This is a genomic window from Plantactinospora sp. B6F1, from assembly GCF_040120695.1.
Taxonomy (GTDB): domain Bacteria; phylum Actinomycetota; class Actinomycetes; order Mycobacteriales; family Micromonosporaceae; genus Plantactinospora.
Window position 1 is genome coordinate 1 of the sequence record NZ_JBEEAC010000108.1, and the last position, 512, is coordinate 512.

The following is a 512-nucleotide window of genomic DNA, read 5'->3' on the forward strand; positions in this document are numbered from 1 at the left end:
GGCAAGCCGGCCACGCTGCACCTGGAAGAGCTGTGGAGCAGGAACGTCACGATCACGACCGGCCTGGTGGACACCTACTCGACGCCGGACCTGCTCACGATGCTGAGCGCGGGTCAACTCGACGTGGAGCACATGATCACGCACCGGTTCGCGCTCGACGACTTCATGGCGGCGTACGACGCCTTCACCAGACCGGCCGAAACCGGCGCGCTGAAGGTCGTCCTCTCCCACCCCTGATCCCGCGCCGACGTAGCCGCCGCCGAGCCCCGCCATCGGCACCGCGTCTCAGACGTACGCGGCTCCGGACTCGGGCGATGCGGTGTCCGGGTAGTAGCGGAGCTTGGACACCGCGCGGCGGGGCGTCGCCGGCACCGGATCGCCGTACCCGATGCGCAGGATCATCTGGGTGTGCCCGTGACCACCACCGACGAGTGCGCGCAGCTCGGGCACCTCCAGCGCCTGGTTGACCGGGGACGCGGCCAACCGCCGCACGGTCGCGGTCAGCAGTACCC

At 70.1% G+C, this 512-nt stretch carries 2 pseudogenes; one reads left to right on the top strand and one right to left on the bottom strand.

The window, feature by feature from the left end:
* Positions 1–237, top strand: a pseudogene (locus tag ABNF97_RS34010) (alcohol dehydrogenase); the annotation flags it as partial.
* 48 nt (positions 238–285) lie between these two features.
* Here ABNF97_RS34010 and ABNF97_RS34015 read toward each other — a convergent pair.
* Positions 286–512, bottom strand: a pseudogene (locus tag ABNF97_RS34015) (hypothetical protein); the annotation flags it as partial.